Origin of the sequence: Francisella-like endosymbiont, from assembly GCF_003069505.1 — a bacterium.
In the GTDB taxonomy this organism is placed as follows: Bacteria; Pseudomonadota; Gammaproteobacteria; order Francisellales; family Francisellaceae; genus Francisella.
On the sequence record NZ_QAPC01000003.1, the window covers coordinates 1 to 19520 of the forward strand.

The following is a 19520-nucleotide window of genomic DNA, read 5'->3' on the forward strand; positions in this document are numbered from 1 at the left end:
TCATGGCCCTTACGACCAGGGCTACACACGTGCTACAATGGGTATTACAGAGGGCTGCGAAGGAGCGATCTGGAGCGAAACTCAAAAAGGTACTCTTAGTCCGGATTGCAGTCTGCAACTCGACTGCATGAAGTCGGAATCGCTAGTAATCGCAGGTCAGAATACTGCGGTGAATACGTTCCCGGGTCTTGTACACACCGCCCGTCACACCATGGGAGTGGGTTGCTCCAGAAGTAGATAGCTTAACGAATGGGCGTTTACCACGGAGTGATTCATGACTGGGGTGAAGTCGTAACAAGGTAGCCGTAGGGGAACCTGCGGCTGGATCACCTCCTTAACGGAAATACGAAAGAATAAGAAATAATCTTTAATTGTTGACCAAGTGATTTAGCATAGTGTTTGTAGGTAATGTATTTTAATGTGAATAAGATACGGGTCTGTGGCTCAGTTGGTTAGAGCGCACCCCTGATAAGGGTGAGGTCGGTAGTTCAAGTCTACTCAGACCCACCAGTTTAGGTTTAGTTGGGGCCATAGCTCAGCTGGGAGAGCACCTGCTTTGCACGCAGGGGGTCAGCGGTTCGATCCCGCTTGGCTCCACCAATATTTTATTTACATGAAGATAGAGATATTTAACAATTCAGCATAGAAATAGACTTAAGAAAATAAGTGCAAGCGGTGGATGCCTTGGCATTTAGAGGCGATGAAGGACGTGATAATCTGCGATAAGCTTCGGTTAGCTGGTAAATAAGCTATGACCAGGAGATTTCCGAATGGGGGAACCCGGCTAGGATAACCTAGTCACTCACTCGATATAGGGTGTAGAGCGAACGAGGGGAACTGAAACATCTAAGTACCCTTAGGAAGAGAAATAAATTGAGATTCCCGTAGTAGTGGCGAGCGAAGTGGGAAGAGCCTGGTATAATTTAGCTGTAATTATAGTAGAACAAGTTGGGAAGCTTGACGATAGAGGGTGATAGTCCCGTATACGAAATAATCACAGTGGAACTAAGCATACGAACAAGTAGGACGGGGCACGTGGAACCTTGTCTGAATATGGGGGGACCATCCTCCAAGGCTAAATACTCCTGAATGACCGATAGTGAACTAGTACCGTGAGGGAAAGGTGAAAAGAACCCTTATAAAGGGAGTGAAATAGAATCTGAAACCGCTTGCATACAAGCAGTAGGAGCATGATTTAGTCATGTGACTGCGTACCTTTTGTATAATGGGTCAGCGAGTTACTTTTAGTGGCGAGGATAACTGAATAAGGGATCCGTAGCGAAAGCGAGTTTTAATAGGGCGACTAGTCGCTAGGAGTAGACCCGAAACCGACGCGATCTATCCATGGCCAGGTTGAAGGTTAGGTAGTACTAACTGGAGGACCGAACCCAATACTGTTGCAAAAGTATGGGATGAGCTGTGGATTGGAGTGAAAGGCTAATCAAGCACGGAGATAGCTGGTTCTCCCCGAAAACTATTTAGGTAGTGCCTTGTGTATAACTCATTGGGGTAAAGCACTGTTTCGACAATGGGGGTTTTACGACCTTACTGACTCGATGCAAACTCAGAATACGATGAAGTTCAATCACGGGAGACACACTGCGGGTGCTAAGATTCGTAGTGGAAAGGGAAACAGCCCAGACCGCCAACTAAGGTCCCTAAGTCATAGCTAAGTGGGAAACGAAGTGGGAAGGCCCAGACAGCCAGGAGGTTGGCTTAGAAGCAGCCACCCTTTAAAGAAAGCGTAATAGCTCACTGGTCGAGTCGGCCTGCACGTAAGATTTAACGGGGCTAAGCTATGCACCGAAGTTGCGGAATATATTTAGTATATTGGTAGGGGAGCGTTCTGTAAGCCGATGAAGGTGAATTGAGAAGTTTGCTGGAGGTATCAGAAGTGCGAATGCTGACATGAGTAACGTAAAATAAGTGAGATTCTTATTGGCCGAAAACCCAAGGATTCCTACGCAATGTTAATCAACGTAGGGTAAGCCGGCCCCTAAGGCGTAACTGAAGAGTGAAGTCGATGGGAAACAGGTTAATATTCCTGTGCCGCTTATATGAACGAAGGAGGGACGGAGAAGGTTAGGTAGGCCTGGCGAATGGTTGTCCAGGTGAAAGTATATAGGTAGAGGTGTTAGGCAAATCCGGCATCTTGTTAATCTGAGATACGAGACGAAGTCAAACTTGTTTGACGAAGCTATTGATACCATGCTTCCAGGAAAAGCTTCTAAGTATATTGTATAAGCGACCGTACTGTAAACCGACACTGGTGGGTAGGTAGAGAATACTAAGGCTATGAGATAACTCTGGTGAAGGAACTAGGCAAAATGACACCGTAACTTTGGAAAAAGGTGTGCCCTTGATGGTGATAAGACTTGCTCTTTGAGCTGTTGAGGGTTGCAGATACCAGGTGGCTGCGACTGTTTATCAAAAACACAGCACTCTGCGAAATCGTAAGATGAAGTATAGGGTGTGACGCCTGCCCGGTGCTGGAAGGTTAATTGAAGGGGTTAGCGCAAGCGAAGCTCTGGATCGAAGCCCCAGTAAACGGCGGCCGTAACTATAACGGTCCTAAGGTAGCGAAATTCCTTGTCGGGTAAGTTCCGACCTGCACGAATGGCGTAACGATGGCCACACTGTCTCCACCAGAGACTCAGTGAAATTGAAATCGCTGTGAAGATGCAGCGTACCCGCGGTTAGACGGAAAGACCCCGTGAACCTTTACTACAGCTTTGCACTGGACTTTGAATATTTATGTGTAGGATAGGTGGGAGACTATGAAGCAGCTACGCCAGTAGTTGTGGAGTCGTCCTTGAAATACCACCCTTGAATATTTGAAGTTCTAACTCAGGAGAAATTCGAGGACAGTGTATGGTTGGTAGTTTGACTGGGACGGTCTCCTCCTAAAGAGTAACGGAGGAGTACGAAGGTGCACTCGGTACGGTCGGAAATCGTGCCAAGAGTATAAAGGCAAAAGTGCGCTTGACTGCGAGAGTGACGGCTCGAGCAGGTACGAAAGTAGGTCTTAGTGATCCGGTGGTCCCGAATGGAAGGGCCATCGCTCAACGGATAAAAGGTACTCCGGGGATAACAGGCTGATTCCTCCCAAGAGTTCATATCGACGGAGGAGTTTGGCACCTCGATGTCGGCTCATCACATCCTGGGGCTGAAGCAGGTCCCAAGGGTATGGCTGTTCGCCATTTAAAGTGGTACGCGAGCTGGGTTCAGAACGTCGTGAGACAGTTCGGTCCCTATCTGCCGTGGGCGTTAGAGATTTGAGAAGAGTTGCTCCTAGTACGAGAGGACCGGAGTGAACGAACCACTGGTGTTCCGGTTGTTTCGCCAGAAGCATTGCCGGGTAGCTACGTTCGGACGGGATAAACGCTGAAAGCATCTAAGTGTGAAGCCTCCCTTCAAGATTAGATCTCTCTGATGTAAATCAGTAAGGAACGTTGGAGACTACGACGTTGATAGGCTGGGTGTGGAAGTACAGCAATGTATGAAGCTTACCAGTACTAATGATCCGAGAGACTTAAGTCTATTTCTATGCTGAATTGTTAAATATCTTTGTAACCCCAAAACACAGTTTTGACGATGATAGCTTGTAGGAACCACCTGATCCCATTCCGAACTCAGAAGTGAAACTACAAAACGCCGATGATAGTCTGGCATTGCCCAGGTGAAAGTAGGTAGTCGCCATCTTATTAATTTATCCAAAGACTTATCGTGATAAGCTCAAATACAATGCCTCATAAAAATATGAGGCTTGTTGTTTCTAATGTAATATAAATTATTCTTTCATCTTTTTTATTAGGTTTCGATATTTGCCAGTTGAGTTTAATTTGATCTGTAAAAACTTCAATAACAGCAGAATATAGATCATCAATACAAACATGATCTTGCTCGTTTTGTCATAAATTATGCTTTATGTGTATTAGATAAAAAAGTTTGACAAGGTTATTTTAACAAAAGCGCGCATGAGATAGGCTTATGCGATTACTATCAATACTTTGCCAGAGATATTAATTTTAAAGAGCTGTCTTTTTTGAAATAGATACTATTATTATTCTGTTGTACTGTAATAGTTCCGTGACCATAGACATTCCAGCCAGTTAGAGATTTTTTGCCACATTTAGAACTAAATTCAAAGTATTTTACTTGGAGTAATTTTGAAAATAAATCCACAGCAATTAATAGTGATTCTAATTAAGGCTATTATAGGAAAATTTCGTTATAGAAGTCAGCATTATTTGCTTAGTTATTAAAATAGAGTTATTATTCATAGCGTTTAACAAAAAATATAATTGATATATGAATTCTAGATCTATTGGTTCAGTTTTTTTGATAATAGGTACTATAATTGGTGCAGGTATGCTATCGCTACCTTTGATAGTTGCATCGTGTGGCTTTACTATGGCAATAATCCTTTTAATTTTATCTTGGAGTGTGATGTATATAACTGCACTTAAACTACTAAGAGTTTGTGCTAAGTATCCATTGGGTGTCAATTTTACATCGATGATGCAATCACAAGTGTCAAAAGAATATTTGATATTTTTTAGTTTTATTTATTTGTTATTGTTGTATTCTTTAATGTCTGCATATACCACACAAGGCTCATCTCTTGTAAGTGGTATAACTAGCCTAGATAATTCTAATAAAACTCAAGTAGGGTTATCTGCTGTTATCTTCACACTAACTTTTGGTGCACTAATGTTTAGTTATAGAGTCAGTGACTATACAAATAGATTTTTTGTGATAGTTAAATTTTTATTTTTTGCAGTTGCTGTATTTATTATGTTATTTTATATAAATCTAAGTTATTTAAGCAGAGCGCCTCTTAGCCTATCAGCGTTTATCTTTGCTTGGCCGACTTTATTACCATCATTTGGGTTTCATAATATAATTCCTGTTATTTATGAATATCAAAAAGGTGATATTAGTAAGATTAAAAAAAGTATTCTTATTGGTAGTCTAAGTGTTCTAATGATTTATATTATCTGGATATTTTTGGCTTTAGCACTTATTCCACAGCAAGGATTACATAGCTATCAAACATTATTTAGTTCTGGTAATAACACCCTAGCAGGGTTGGTAGCAGAGATTAGAGAGGTATCAGGTTCAGGGCTTTTAGAAGCATGGTTAAATACATTTATTCATATTGCAATTATTACATCTTTTATTGGGGTTGGTATTTCATTAATGCATTATATTTACGATTTGTTTACGCGTTATAATAGACAAATAGGTAATCTAGCTCTGGGGTTGATATGTTTTATCCCACCATTGATTTTCACTATTTTTTATCCGCGTGGTTTTATATTAGCTTTACAATATGCAGCAATATTTGCAGTGATAATATTTGTTTATACACCATCTTTCCTAAGTAGAAAATCCGATCTTAAAGTCTACTGTTCAAATCTTTATGTGATATCTATGGGTAGCGTAGTTATATTTTTCGAGATTTTTAACTTATGTTTTGATATTAATCCTTTTGGTGGCTTTTAAATAGTCGATGATAATTTGAGTTAGAACATATATAATATATGATTAGCATTTTTATAAATATAAGGTTTTGGCGTTATGAGATTTTTAGATGAAGTAGTTATTAAGCTTCAAGCTGGTAAAGGTGGTAATGGTTGTGTAAGTTTTCGTCGTGAAAAATATGTTCCACATGGTGGTCCTGATGGCGGCGATGGTGGTAATGGTGGCAGTATTTATCTAAAAGCTGATGAAAATGTAAACACCTTGATTGATTACCGTTATAAAAGAGAATATTACGCTGAGAATGGTCATCATGGTGAGGGGCGTAATTGCTATGGTAAAACTGGCGAAGATTTATATCTAGTTGTACCGGTTGGTACTAGTGTTTTTGATATAGATACAAATAAAAAAATCGGTGAAGTGCTACAACATGGACAAACTTTTAAGCTAGTCTCAGGAGGTAAAAGAGGTATTGGTAATACACACTTTAAAAGTAGTACAAACCAGGCGCCGAGAAAGTTTACCTTGGGTGAAGAAGGTGAGTACAAAGAGGTCCGGCTAGAGCTTAATCTATTAGCAGATGTTGCTTTGTTAGGTTTACCAAATGCCGGTAAGTCAACGCTTATTCGCTCAGTATCTGAAGCAACGCCAAAAGTTGCTGATTACCCATTTACAACAATGTATCCTCATTTAGGAGTTGTCAAAGTTGGTGTAGATAGTTTTGTGATGGCAGATATCCCAGGAGTAATTGATGGAGCTGCTGAAGGTGCTGGACTTGGACCTAGATTCTTAAAGCATCTAACTAGAGCTAGATGTGTATTGCATGTTGTTGATATTTGTCCGTTTAATGAGTCGGATCCTGTTGAAAACTATTTTGTTGTTGAGAAAGAACTGGAGAAGTATAGTCAAGAGCTATTTGATAAACCAAGATTTTTAGTTATCAACAAAATTGATTTACTTGCTGATAAAATCGAACACAAGTGCCAAGAGTTCGTTGAGCACATAGGTTATAAAGGTAATTACTATACAATATCAGCAGCTACGAAAAAAGGAACAGATGAGTTGGCTAAAAAACTTAATGAGTTTTTACAAAAGCAAGAGTAAATATAGATGAAAATAAAAAATCTTATATTTGGTTCACCAATTCCTAATGCAAAACAACAAGAGCAAAAAATAGGCTTGTTTGCTGGTTTTGCAATACTTTCTTCAAATGCACTATCTTCTGTGTCGTATGCTATTGGAGAGGTGTTTATAGTTTTGGCAACTGCTGGAGCAGCAGCTGTTATGCAATACTCGATTGAAGTAGCGCTAATGGTGATATTGCTGATATTGTTGATGAGTTTTTCATATGCACAAATTATACGCGCTCATCCAGAGGGTGGTGGTTCATATTCTATAATTAAAACACACTTTAATGAAAAACTTTTGCTGTTAACTTCGGCATCTCTTATTATTGATTATATTCTTACAGTGGCAGTTTCTGTTTCTACAGCAGCGGTGGCGATTAGTTCGGCTTTTCCTGTTTTAGATGATTATAGTGTTAGGTTAGCTTTGGGTCTTTTGGCACTTTTGATGATTATAAATCTTCGCGGCGTTAAATCCACAGCAAAGATTTTTATCTGGCCAACCTATATGTTTATTGTCTCAATTATTATCATGATAATTGTAGGGATATATCAGTATAATCATAACTCTTTACAGACATTTACACATACAAAAAATCAACTTGATCAGATGCAGTCTTCAATGGGTGTTTTAACTATAACTCTTGTACTGCGCGCTTTTTCATCAGGTAGTGCTGCGTTAACAGGTATTGAATCATATGCAAATGGAGTTTCAGCTTACAAGTCTCCAAACTTAGCCAAATCAATAATTGGTTTGTTACTTATGACGTTCTTATCGGTAGTGATGTTTGCTGGAGTAACTTTTATCTCTGCAAAAACAAGAATATTGCCAGATTTTTCAGAAAGTGTGCTATCACAAGTTGCTCACCAAGTTTTAGGTAATGGTTTTTTATATTATTTTTTACAAGCATCTACCTGTTTGATTCTACTTATAGCAGCTAACACTTGTTTTACTGGATTTCCTATTTTAGCTTCAATTATGAGTAAGGATAACTACCTTCCTGAACAGCTACAGCGTGTCGGTGATAGATTTGCATTTAGAAATGGGATTATGATGCTAACTGCATTATCGGCAATCTTGGTTATAATATTTGATGCTAAAGTTAGCCGCTTGATACCATTATATGCTTTTGGTGTTTTTATTGCATTTACACTTTGTCAAGCTGGATTGGTTAAGTACTGGTATGGGAATAAGCGTTCATATAGAAGTTGGGGAATTAGAACATTTATAAATGCCTTTGGCTGTGTTGCTACATTTGTAGTATTAATTATAATCGTTGAGAGTAAATTTTTTAAAGGCGTTTGGATTGTGATAATTGCGATCTCGATTATCATGTATGGTTTATATGCGATAAAAACTCATTATATAAGGAGAGAGCATAATCTAGCACTAAGTGTTGATGAGGCAATTGTAAATGCTTGTATACATGAAAACCTGAAACCAAAAATAGTTGTATTAGTTTCACGTATTCACCGTGGCACAATAGAGGCGCTAAGATTAGCAAGAAATCTATCTGATGATATTACTCCAGTTTTTGTTTCGGCAAATCAAAAGAAAATCGAAAAAATTAAAACCGAATGGAAAAATTTAGCTTTCAAAGAAAAGCTCTTGATAATGCGACCTGTATATAACTCGTTTATAACCCCAGTATTGCAAATTTTGCATAAAAATGACCTAAGAGACCCAGAACGAGGCTATTCTGTAGTAATAATCCCAGAAGTTGTAAATACAAAATGGTGGTACTTCTTACTACATAATCAAAATTCGCGCATGATTAAATTAGCTATAGCAGCAATGGATAAAAAGATGACAAAACTGCTACTAGAGTAGTAATTTCAGTTCCATATAAAGCAGAATAGATGAGAGATTTTTTTAGAAATTACTGGCTGGTATCTAGAGATTTTTGGAGCTCTAAAGCAGGTTTAGTAGCTTTGTTGATCTTGGCTGTATGTGTAGTGTTTGAGTTTACTAGTGTTGGTTTAAGTGTTTATTTAAACTATTGGTATGTTGCCTTCTACAATGCTGTAGAGCAATATGACAAGCAAACATTATTGCGCCAACTAGTAATATTTGCTGCGATTACTTCAGTGATGTTGTTAAATAGTTTTTTGGCATATTTTTATGGTTAGTATCTGATAATCTTTATGCATAAATCAATCGCAGAGAATTATGTCAGTAATTGGCTTAATTCTAAAAGTTATCTAAGTTGTGCCCCAATTTATGACAATCCTGAAGAACACATTAGTTATGATATACAGCAGCTTATTATTCTTTCAAAGAATATGTTTTTGACAATCATTCATAGTGTCTCAACATGTTTCTTTCTCTATTATTTTGTGTGGGTTATCTAGGGTATTATCCTTATCATTATATGGTTATGAATTTAATATCTATGGTTATTTTTTTTGGGTTGTGATAGTTTTAGGAATAATAAATGTTTGGGCTGTTTTTATGATTGGTAAGCCTTTAAAAGAGCTTTTATATAGTCAGCAGAAATATGAAGCAGACTTTAGATATGGCCTATCTATAGTTAGAAATAATAAAAACTCCATTTATGATAATCAGTTTGAAAAAAGAGAATATGTTTTATCAAGGAAGAATTTTAATAAGGTTGTTGATAATTTTTATAAAGTTACATTCTATAAGGCAAAAATAGATATTATCAGAAGTTTTTTTGTACAAATATATTGCTTGACTGGAACAATTTTAGCATTACCACGCTATCTTGCTAAAAGTATTAGTTTTGGACAGATTATACAGGTACAGTCAGTATTTTACAATGTCATTTCTCCAATGTTATTTCTAGTTTTTGGGTATGAGAATTTAGCTGAGTTAAGAACTAATGTTAGTAGGCTTTCTGAGCTTAAAAAATCGATGCAGACTTCACAATAGCAGAACAATACTAGAATAATAAATTGTCAGTAACAAGCTTTAATAACGCTAGAAAATATAACTAAACAAGATGACGTTTTGCTTAAAAATATAACTTTTCATTAGTTAAAGTAGAAGAACTTTTTATATATAGGCAAATTGGGATAGGTAAAACGAACTTACTAAGAGTTATAAATGGTCATAGTGATAATTTTATCGGTAAAATAGTTCTCAACAAAATACCTAAAATATTTTTTTATCACAGCGCCCATATTTCCCTAAGGATGATTTTAAAAGAGCAGTGTTTTATCCATATTTTGCTAATATTCCAGCAGATGATACTTGATTTCTTAGGAATAGACTATTTGGCTAAATTTATAAATACTATTCATGAGTGGAGGAATATCCTATCTTCCGGAGAACAGCAAAAGCTGCGATTATGTAAAATATTTACTAAAGATTATGATTTGATTTTGCTTGATGAGGCAACTTCGAATATAGATGCTAACTTAGAGAAAAAATCTATCAGTTACTCAAAAATAAAGGCCTAGCATATATTTCAGTTAGTCATAATGACAGAGTCAAAGCGTATCATGATAAAGTTATCGAACTTACTAGTGATTGATTAGAAGATGGACAATAATACTAGCAAAATAGCCTAGAGCAATAGCCCAAGTCCACTTTAGATGTTGGACAAAAGTGTATTTGCCTTTAGATTTACCCATTACAGCAACACCAGCAGCGGATCCAATGGCCAATAAACTACCACCAGCACCAGTGGTAAGTGTGATTAAGAGCCATTGAGCATGCTCCATAGCTGGGTTCATGCTTAATACAGCAAACATAACAGGGGTGTTATCAATAATAGCTGAGAGTATACCAATTATAGTGTTTGCTTGAGTATGTGCCGAAAATAAAGTTGGAGCTATCGACTGCATATCCGAGTAGATATATTGAGAAGCAATACCTAAGTAACCAAGAGCAGCAAGTCCTTGCACTGAGACTAAGATGCCATAGAAGAACAGTAGAGTATCCCACTCTGCTTCTTTAACTTTATCGAAAATATCAAAAGCATGTGGAGGCATTTTATGACCTTTAGGATTTTTATTTTCATAAGCTATTTTTAGACCATAGAAGTAGTTATAAATCATTACATAGCTAAAACCTGTCATCATCCCTAGTGATGGTGGAAGGTGAAGCATATGTTCAAATGATACAGCTGTAGCTATTGTCAGGATAAATAACATTATTACTGGAATAGCACCACGTTTAAGTTCAACTTTTTCTTCAATTATTGACTGAGTTTCCATTTTAGGTATAAAAAAACTCATAATAATAGCAGGAACTAAGAAGTTGACAAGTGATGGTAAAAATACAGCAAAAAATTCAGTAAACTTGATAACTCCTGTTTGCCAAACCATAAGCGTAGTAATATCGCCAAATGGCGAAAACGCTCCACCAGCATTTGCGGCAACTACGACATTCACACAAGCCATGGTTATAAATTTTTTATTATCTTTACCGATAGATATTACAACAGTACTCATAACTAAAGCCGTAGTTAAGTTATCAGTAACAGCTGATAAGAAAAAAGCAATTATACCGGTAAGCCAAAAAGTTGTTAAATAACCAAAACCAGCGCGTAAAAAAGAACTTTTTAGTTTGGCAAAAACATTTCTATCTTCCATTAAATTTATATATGCCATAGCAACCAATAAGAAAAGTAGAAGCTCTCCATACTCTGTCATAATATGGTTGAAATTACTATGAACAATATTATTAGCATCCAAAGATTCGCCAACAATAGCTACTAGGATCCAGATTACCCCAGCAGCAACAATTACAGGCTTTGATTTGTTTAATTTAGTAAAATCCTCTGTCATTACTAGTAGATAAGCTAAAATAAATACTACTATAGCTGCTATTGCTAAAGGGTGATTAACTGCATGGAAACTAACAGCACTTAGTGTTTTTTCATCTTTTGCAAATGACAGTATTGGTAGTATAATTGACAAAATTAGTATAATCTTTTTGTACATTTTATTTGATAAAACTCTTTGAATAACAGCTATTATAACATCGACAATCATATAATTAAAACTAAACTAAACTAAACAAGCTGATCTTATAAGTCTTAATATACTAAATGAGTAACATATTTTTATTATTAATGTTATAATGACTAACTATTCAATAATAAATACAAGAGTGTTTCTTATGTAGAAATATTCTCCATTAAAGACTATTCTTATCTTAGGACCTATGGTTTTTGCTTTTGCATTAGCTATGGATGTATATATGCCTGTTCTACCTTATATGCGTGAAGCTCTACATACGACTCAGCAGATGGTGCAAGTGACGTTATCTTTATTTTTGGTCGTGACAGGTGTCGGACAGCTTTTCTTGGGGCTTTTATCTGACCAGTTTGGTAGATTTAGAGTTATTCTATTATCGGCAATATTGTTTGTTATAGGCTCTGTCCTTTGTGCTTTATCGAGTAATATAGAGCTTTTGATAGCTTCTAGAGTAGTGCAGGGGTTAGGCTGCTGTGGTTTATCTGTTTGTGCTTTTGCAATTATTCGCGATACCTTTTCAGGTAAAACAAGCTCGATGGTTTATAGTTTTATAAATGTGATTATATCAGTCTCTCCTATTATAGGACCTTTAATAGGCGTACAATTAACTATTAATTTTCGTTGGCAATCAGCATTTGTATTCCTTACTGGATTAGCATTTGCAGCATTTTTGATAGTGGTGATATTTGTCAAAGAGAAGTTTACTTGTAGAAAGGCGTAAAAAAATGTCTTGGAATGTATTTGCAAGATATTTATATGTAGCTAAGTCTTTGCAGTTTTGGGCATATTCATTAGCAGCTGTATCTGGAATGGCTTCATTTTTTATATTATTTTCGATGACACCTTATATTATCAATTATCTAAGGTATCCAATATCTGAAATATATGTGACATTTGGTTTAGCAGGATTAGCATTTTGATAGGCTCTTTATTCGCAGGCATTATAGTTAATGCGTTAGGTGTTTACAAAACAGCTTTGTTAGGAGTTGCATGTGTTTTTGCTGCAGGTATTTTATCATTAAGTATTTATGAAATATGGGGATTAAGCTTGTGGGGATTTTTTGCTCCATGTTTTTTAGCAACATTTGGTTGTGCACTTACTGCAGGTACTGGAGCAAGTGGTAGTATGGAGCTTTTTTATGAAATAGCAGGTGTTGCTGCAGCATTATTTGGAACTATGGAGTTTGCTATTAGTGGAGTTATAGGAAGTATAGCAATGTTATTTCCTGCTACTAGTTCTCTACCTATTGCCATTACAATTATTATTATGTCAATAGTTTGCTTTATACTTTTACTCTTAATAAAAGTTAAAACAAATTAAAATATGACCTTTTGTTAAATTTTCAATTTTTAGACTATCATTACTAATAGTTTTTTATAACAAGAAACGATCATAGTCAGCAGATGCTTGCTTAAGTTTAATAATATCTAATGCACATAAATACCTTTTTAGATATTTAAACTTTTTTGGATCCCAATTATAAATATGTAAGCTTAGCAAGTCATTTATAATTTCTTTACTAAATCGATATTTTAATAGTTTAGCTGGAGATCCAGCAACAATACATATGGTTCAACATTTTTGGTGACAACTGTATTAGATGCCAGAATAGCACCTTCACCAATAGTAATTCTTAGTATGATTATAATTTTCGTCCCCAGCCAAGCCCGTCATTAATATGAGTATCTCTCTTGCCAATATAAGCTTCTTCAATAAACTTCATAAATGGTACAAGCAAAACCAGTCCGATCTGTGAGTATGGTTACCGCCCATCATAATAATAACTTCTAGAGTGATGCAAACGTAATTTCCAATATATAACTTGTTATGGGCCACCTTGCTTCCCATTGTTTGCTTATCTCATCACTATAAAGATAGCAAACAACAGATTCTTCAAAACCAGAATCCCAACAGTCACTATATTAGCTATTTTCTCCCTTTAGTTATAATATTAGTGTTTTTAACATTCTCATGTAGAAGTTGTACTTTTAACCAGTGTTTCTTAGACATTTGTATTTATCCGCACTATAGATTTTTAATCATCAAAGCAAACTTCATATCTTCAGCTGTAACATTATCAAACTTTATCTTAACTTGATAGCCGCTACCTTTTGCTTCTTCCATATGTTTACCATCCTTATCTTGCATATTATCTAAGATAATTTCACGGCTACCAGATGGTAACATTAGTTCGATACTATCACCAATCTTTATTTTGTTGCGGACATTGATATCAGCATAACCAGTATGTTCATCAAAGTTTGTGATTTCACCAACAAATTGTTGTGTAGAACTGCGTGAATCAGAATTATCATATTTTTGATACTCATCGTGGACATGGCGACGATAGAAGCCTTCTGTATAACCTCTGTGTGCAAGACCTTCAAGCTTATCCATCAGCGTCATATCAAAAGGTTTACCGGCTAGAGCATCTTTGATTGCTTGGTCATAAAGTTGAGCTGTTCTTGCGGCATAAAAGAATGATTTAGTTCGCCCCTCAATTTTAAAGCAGTCAATTCCTATTTTCATCATAGTTTCTACATGTTGTATTGCACGCAGGTCCTTTGAGTTCATAATATAAGTGCCATGCTCATCCTCAAACATCGGATTATATTGGCCAGGCTCTTTCTCATTTTCTATCAAGACAACTTTATCAGATGGTATACCAATACCTAAAGTAGATTGCTGTACTGGCTCAAAATTGCCACATTCGTTTTGTTTTGCTTCGGCAACTTTATAGCTATTACGACACGCGTTGTTACAAACACCTTGATTAGGATCTCTATGGCTATAATATCCTGATAGTAAACATCTACCAGAGTAAGCCATACAAAGAGAACCGTGAACAAATGTTTCAATTTCCATATCTAGACAATGTTCTTTAATCTCAGCAATCTCTTTTAGCGATAACTCTCTTGATAGCACAACACGCTTTATCCCAAGTTTTTGCCAGAATTTAACAGTTTGATAATTTACTGCATTTGCTTGTACTGATAGATGTATTTCTTGATCTGGAAAGTGCTCTCTAACAAGCATTATCATTCCTGGATCAGACATAATCATCGCATCAGGCTTAAGAGCTATTACTGGAGTTATATCTTTTATGTAAGTTTTTATTTTTGCATTATGCGATGCGATATTATTAGCAAGCATTATTTTTTTGCCTTGAGCATGAGCCTCAGTAATCGCTGTCTCAAGGATTTCTAACTTTGAAAACTCATTATTTCTTGCTCTTAGGCTATATCTGGGCTGGCCGATGTATACAGCATCTGCTCCATATGCAAAAGCATAGCGCATCGCCTGTAGCGTGCCTGCAGGGGATAGTAATTCAGGTCTTTTCATTTATGCTTATATCCTTTGATTTAGTATTTATTAATTTAATTTTTAGAAAGTGAATAATTTACTCTAAGTATTTTAACTTTTTATTTTTTGTCTATAAAGATTTATTTTTAAATCCAGAATAAACAAACATGCAGAAATTAGGCAATATTATAACTATATTTAATTAAATGAACACCTATATCAGTAAATCAGTAAAGGTAAATGTCTGAAATTTCGTGTTAGTTGAATTGCAGCTGTCATTTATCTTGTATTAGAATGTTGATATAAAATAATAACTCAAAGCAAAAAGTAGTAAGGTTCCTTTTGCTGTGGTATTATGATATTATCTTTTGTCTGATATAGCGGATGAAATTTACTTCTTAAATTTAATAGGATCTAATATGAATTTTGAGCTTGCTAGAGAAAATATGGTAAAGCAACAAGTTTTTACTGAAGGGCTTTCTTTAGATGGTGTTGCTAAAATTATGGCAGATATTCCTAGAGAAATTTTTTTACCGAGAGAACTTCAAGGTTTAGCTTATTGTGATACAAATTTAATTGTAGGCGAAAAAGAATTAAGAAGTCCGATGTTTACAGCTAAGCTTGTAGAGGCATTAGCTATCAAATCTAACGATAATATCTTAAAACTCGGGTTAGAAAGTGGTTATCCAATAGCCTTAATAGCTAAATTATGTAAAAGTGTCGAACTTGTTGATTATGATGAGCAAAGTTTAGCTTTAGTAAGGCGTCAGCTAGCAAATATTGATATATATAATGTTGAATTTAATAATGCTGAGCATATAACCAATATTATCAAAAATGGTAAAAAATATAATTGTATATATATATCAAATGTGGTCAAAGAAGATGAGATTGATGAATCACTATTAGGACTTCTTGAGACTAATGGTAGACTAATATTTGTCGTTAGAACAGCTATTTGTGATAAAGCTTACTTGATAACTAAAATACCAAAACAAACATACGAAAAGAGTTTTCTCTTTAACACATACAATAAGTAAATGATACTATGAAAAAGTTGACATTATACCTCTTAGGTTTTTTTGGGTTCTGTCTAGCGTTAGCTAATGAGGATACAACTGTTCCTAACTATAACTATGCAGGAAGACCTATAGGTACTGATGTTGCTGAAAACCCGTATAGTGTCGAAAAACAATATGCCAAAGCTGATCAGATTAAACGGGGCAATAGATTCTATAACCTTAAAAAAGCTGATGAAGTTGAGATGGTTGGTGATACTGAGGATAAGTACTATAGTTTAGTTGATATATATAAACTAGCTGCTGAACATAATGCTGATTATCAAACAGCAAGATCAACTTTTGCGGCAAATGTTGAAACTGTGCCGACAGCGTTAGGTGCATTATTACCACAGGTTGATTTTAATTATAACCTTAGAAGAGATTTGTATAATCAGTTTGGCGGTAGAGTCAATGACACTGCAAATGTGGTAAATTTTAGTGGTTCTCAGGTTCTCTTTGATTGGAGTAAATGGAAGACATATACCCAAGCAACATATTTGCAAAAATCGTATGCGATGATTTATGCTAAAGCTGAACAGATACTTATAACTGATACGGTTACTGCATATTTTGAGCTGTTAAGAGCAGAGCAGGCGCTACAGTTTCAGTTTGCTAACGAAGCTTGGAACAAAAAGTTATATTTGACTCAAAAGTATCAGTATAATTCAGGTATGGTTTCGTATGCTTATTTTAAAACTACGGATGCACAATATCGTCAAGCAATCGCTGATAGAGTTAATGCGCAAAGAAATTTCATTAATGCCAAAGCTGTGATAGCTAAACTTATCGGTAAGCGTATAAGTTCGATTTTATATATATCAAAAGATACTGAGTTTGGTAATCCAGTTCCTGATGACATTAACTATCGGTTAAATACTACTGAGAAGTATAATCTCGATATTGCGCAGAAAAAATTTGAATACGAAGCAGCACAAGAGAGGGTTGGCATTCAATGGAGTAATTTTTTTCCTAAAGCTAATTTAACTGGTGGCATAATGATGTCTCGTAATGTTCTTTCTGCTTCACCAGCACGAATAGCTGAAATGCCAACTAAATATGATGTTGCTAATATCGGTGGCGAAGTTAACTGGAATTTATTAAGAGGAGGTTCTGATTATGCGCAACTTACACAGGCTAGTTATGATAATCAAGCAGCTGACTATGTGTTACTACAGACTAAAAGAGAAGTTTATGCTAGTACAGTAAGAGGCATATCAAACAATCGTCCTTGATGCATAGAATTGAGGCCTTTAGAAAGTCCGTATATTCAGGTATAGCTTCTGTAAAAGCAATATTAGAAGGTTTTGAAGCAGGGACATAAACAATCGTTGACTTGCTTAACCGTCAGGCAATACTTGTCCAAGCACAGCTATCATTTACAGATGCTATATTCAACTATGTTGAGGATTATGTGCGCTTAAAACAATTGCAGGGAAGCTTGACATACAAAGATATTGAATACACCAATAGTATTTTAGGAACCACAGATATAATATCGCAGATTGTAACGGAGTAATTAGTTTGATGTCGCAAGTCTCAGCTTTTATTTTAGATTTTGAGAAATATAAAGCTAAGCACCTTAAATCATGGTTTTTTAGTAGAAATATAGATTTATCTCAGCTTACAAACAAGCAAAAAATATTTTCGCAGTTTATTCGTTATTTTGTTTTAGAAGAGTTTTATCATATTTCTTCACCAGTTTTTTTAAATCAGCATGGTAAACCTTACTTAGAGGATAATAGTATTTTTTTTAATATTAGTCATACACTGACAAAGCTTATAATTGTCGTTGCTGATCAAGAGATTGGTGTAGATATTGAAAAGCTATCAGCTAGACAAAATATTCTTAGGATCGCACAGCGTTACTTTAGTGAATTAGAATGCTACGAGCTAACTATTAGCGATAATCCTAATAAGGATTTTTATACTTTATGGACACTCAAAGAAGCTCAAGTAAAAAGAAATTTACTCGGAATAGCAAAAGGCTTTAAAAGTGCTAATTTTAGCAAAGTTAATAACTTCTGGCTTAGTAATACTTATCCAGATGATTTTGTGACATTTTTTTATGACAAATTAATAATCTCAATATGTTATAAAAATATCGCCACGGAGAAAATTAATTTATTCGAGATAGTAGATTTTAAATTTAAACAGATACAACTCTAGGGAGAAGATTATGGCGCGCTACATGGCAAAAATGATATTTTTGATAATCTAGATTTTTTGAACTATCTTTGCCTAATTTTAAACTTCCACTAAATTCACAAGATCCACTACAAGTTTATCAAGAAATCAAAGATGAACTAATGCTAGATGGTAACTTAAAGCAGAATTTAGCTACCTTTTGTCAAACACAAGTCGATGATTTTATCCATAGGCTTTATGAATGATTGTATTAATAAAAATATGATTGATAAAGATGAATACCAGCAGACTGCCAAAATAGAATCGAGCTCTGTGTAAATATCTTGGTAAATTTGTGGAATGCAGCTATTAAAAATGCTATAGTGCTGCTCAACTACTGGTTAATCAGAGGCAGCTGTGCTTTGGCGGTATGGCGATTAAGTGGCGCTGGCGCGACAAGATGAAAGCCCAAAGTAAAGATTATTCAAAGCCAGACTTAGTTACCGGACCTGTGCAAGTATGCTGGCATAAGTTTGCTAGATATTGGGATATAGAGCTTAGAGAGATAACTATGTCTCGAAATAGCTTGATAATAACACCACAAGCTGTATTAGAAAGGTGTGATAAAAATACTATAGGGGTTTGTGCCAACTCTTGGATTAACTTTTACAGGACAATATGAACTAGTCGAAGAGTTATGTAAAGTTCTTGATGATTTTGAAAATAAATAGGTTTAGATATTCTGGTTCATGTTGATGCAGTATCAGGAGGTTTCTTGGCTCCGTTTATAGATCCAGATTTAAAGTGAGATTTTAGATTATCTCGTGTCAAATCAATCAAAATGCATCAGGACATAAGTTTGGCCTATCTACACTTGGTGTTGGTTGGGTTGTCTGGGATGATGAAAAGTACTTATCAGAGGATTAGACTTTTAATGTTAATTACTTAGGTGGTAATATGCTAACATTTGCACTGAATTTCTCACGGCCTGGTTGGCCAGATAGTAGCGCAGTATTACAATTTTGTTAGGATAGGTTTTGAAGGTTATAAGAGAGTTTATCAGATTTGCTATGATGTTGCAAAATTATATAGCTAATAAATTAGAAGAGAATGGATATTTTTGAAATTATTTATGCTGGTGAGGGAGGTAGGTATTCCTGCTGTTAGCTGGTCACTTAAAACAACTAAAGAGTATAGTTTGTTTGATATATCTGAAATCCACACTAAAGGTTGGCAAATAGAGGTTTACACAATGTCAAGGAATCACGAAGATCTAGTGATTCTACGCATGCTAGTTAGAAGAGGCTTTAGCTATGACTTGGCACAGTTGATAATTAGAGATTTAGTCGTGGTGATTGATTCATTAGAGGTAAAATCAAAAACATTGAAAAGGAGTAATTTTGCGCATTAGCATTTCAGATAATTTTGATTAATTTATAGTGTTAAATATTGTTATAATATTGTTGTTAATAATTA

Annotated in this window: 10 protein-coding genes, 2 tRNA genes, 3 rRNA genes and 4 pseudogenes; 17 read left to right on the plus strand and 2 right to left on the minus strand. The window is 35.5% G+C overall.

Going from position 1 to position 19520, the window contains the following annotated elements; translation table 11 throughout:
- The 12 genes and pseudogenes from C9379_RS05570 to C9379_RS05625 all read left to right on the plus strand — a co-directional run.
- Nucleotides 1–337 (plus strand): 16S ribosomal RNA (locus tag C9379_RS05570); the annotation flags it as partial.
- Between the two features lie 96 nt (nt 338–433).
- Nucleotides 434–510, plus strand: a tRNA-Ile gene (locus tag C9379_RS05575).
- 14 nt (nt 511–524) lie between these two features.
- Nucleotides 525–600: transfer RNA gene (locus C9379_RS05580), tRNA-Ala, on the plus strand.
- A 52-nt stretch (nt 601–652) separates the two neighbouring features.
- A 23S ribosomal RNA gene (locus tag C9379_RS05585) occupies nt 653–3540 on the plus strand.
- A 47-nt stretch (nt 3541–3587) separates the two neighbouring features.
- Nucleotides 3588–3702 (plus strand): 5S ribosomal RNA (gene rrf, locus C9379_RS05590).
- 609 nt (nt 3703–4311) lie between these two features.
- Nucleotides 4312–5508, plus strand: a complete 1197-nt coding sequence (locus tag C9379_RS05595; RefSeq protein ID WP_143385456.1) for an amino acid permease — start codon at nt 4312–4314, stop codon at nt 5506–5508.
- Nucleotides 5509–5583: 75 nt separating this feature from the next.
- Entirely contained in the window at nt 5584–6588 is a 1005-nt protein-coding gene (gene cgtA, locus C9379_RS05600) for an Obg family GTPase CgtA (RefSeq protein WP_143385455.1), read from the plus strand.
- Nucleotides 6589–6594: 6 nt separating this feature from the next.
- A pseudogene (locus tag C9379_RS05605) lies at nt 6595–8468 on the plus strand (APC family permease).
- Complete coding sequence (locus tag C9379_RS05610; RefSeq protein ID WP_318263503.1) at nt 8469–8738, plus strand: hypothetical protein; 270 nt, start codon at nt 8469–8471, stop codon at nt 8736–8738.
- Between the two features lie 15 nt (nt 8739–8753).
- Nucleotides 8754–8960: a hypothetical protein gene (locus C9379_RS05615; protein ID WP_343377565.1), complete on the plus strand. Its 207-nt coding sequence runs from the start codon at nt 8754–8756 to the stop codon at nt 8958–8960.
- Nucleotides 8914–9501 carry an SbmA/BacA-like family transporter gene (locus tag C9379_RS05620; RefSeq protein ID WP_318263502.1) on the plus strand — a complete coding sequence of 196 codons (588 nt, stop codon included), beginning with the start codon at nt 8914–8916 and terminating at the stop codon, nt 9499–9501. Before C9379_RS05615 ends, C9379_RS05620 begins: the two co-directional genes overlap by 47 nt.
- A 143-nt stretch (nt 9502–9644) precedes the next feature.
- Nucleotides 9645–10031 carry an ATP-binding cassette domain-containing protein gene (locus C9379_RS05625; RefSeq protein ID WP_343377564.1) on the plus strand — a complete coding sequence of 129 codons (387 nt, stop codon included), beginning with the start codon at nt 9645–9647 and terminating at the stop codon, nt 10029–10031.
- 63 nt (nt 10032–10094) lie between these two features.
- On the opposite strand, the gene nhaD is transcribed toward C9379_RS05625, so the two are convergent.
- Complete coding sequence (gene nhaD, locus C9379_RS05630; protein ID WP_143385457.1) at nt 10095–11519, minus strand: sodium:proton antiporter NhaD; 1425 nt, start codon at nt 11517–11519, stop codon at nt 10095–10097.
- 223 nt (nt 11520–11742) lie between these two features.
- Here nhaD and C9379_RS05635 point away from each other — a divergent pair.
- A pseudogene (locus C9379_RS05635) lies at nt 11743–12876 on the plus strand (multidrug effflux MFS transporter).
- A gap of 705 nt (nt 12877–13581) precedes the next feature.
- On the opposite strand, the gene trhP reads toward C9379_RS05635, so the two are convergent.
- Nucleotides 13582–14898 carry a prephenate-dependent tRNA uridine(34) hydroxylase TrhP gene (gene trhP, locus C9379_RS05640; protein WP_143385454.1) on the minus strand — a complete coding sequence of 439 codons (1317 nt, stop codon included), beginning with the start codon at nt 14896–14898 and terminating at the stop codon, nt 13582–13584.
- A gap of 380 nt (nt 14899–15278) precedes the next feature.
- On the opposite strand from trhP, the gene C9379_RS05645 reads away from it, so the two are divergent.
- From C9379_RS05645 to gad, 4 genes and pseudogenes are all read left to right on the plus strand, one after another.
- The gene (locus C9379_RS05645; RefSeq protein ID WP_143385453.1) at nt 15279–15899 is read left to right on the plus strand and encodes a protein-L-isoaspartate O-methyltransferase family protein; all 621 of its coding nucleotides are present in this window, start codon (nt 15279–15281) and stop codon (nt 15897–15899) included.
- Nucleotides 15900–15907: 8 nt separating this feature from the next.
- A pseudogene (locus tag C9379_RS05650) lies at nt 15908–17436 on the plus strand (TolC family protein).
- 8 nt (nt 17437–17444) lie between these two features.
- Nucleotides 17445–18086, plus strand: coding sequence for a 4'-phosphopantetheinyl transferase family protein (locus tag C9379_RS05655; protein WP_318263501.1), 642 nt, complete (start codon nt 17445–17447; stop codon nt 18084–18086).
- Nucleotides 18087–18122: 36 nt separating this feature from the next.
- Nucleotides 18123–19455 (plus strand): annotated as a pseudogene (gad, locus tag C9379_RS05660) (glutamate decarboxylase).
- The last annotated feature ends 65 nt before the right edge of the window (nt 19456–19520 follow it).